Source organism: Natrialba sp. PRR66 (assembly GCF_034808065.1).
GTDB classification, from domain to species: Archaea; Halobacteriota; Halobacteria; order Halobacteriales; family Natrialbaceae; genus Natrialba; species Natrialba aegyptia.
Genome location: NZ_JAXHGN010000053.1, coordinates 1 through 284, shown reverse-complemented (window position 1 = coordinate 284; position 284 = coordinate 1). Strand labels below are relative to the sequence as shown.

Below are 284 nucleotides of genomic sequence, written 5' to 3'. Positions count from 1 at the left end.
AAAGCAACGGGACAAGCCGCCTGCGCCAGGAAATTTCCCAGCGAAAGGTTGTGATCGAGGAGCTGCGCCTCTTCTATTCCCAACTTGACGGTTGCCAACGCGCTATCGGACAACCCGCCCAACCACTGCACGCGGGCCAGTGTTATTCGGGCCGTAACGCGTTGATCGAACTGGAACCGTACGATGTGTGACCTGTCCGGTGGCGACTGATAATGCTGGAGCATGTGCTCAATAAGCGCAAGCGCCTCAGCTTGCCGGCCAAGGAAGTGCAGCGATTGGGCTTT

The 284-nt window shown here is 57.7% G+C and carries 1 protein-coding gene; it reads left to right on the top strand.

Annotation, left to right across the window (positions count from 1 at the left end; all coding sequences use genetic code 11):
• Positions 1-191 (top strand): hypothetical protein (locus SM755_RS23450; protein ID WP_323174809.1); only part of this gene is annotated, 191 nt, incomplete at its 5' end.
• Positions 192-284 lie beyond the last annotated feature (93 nt).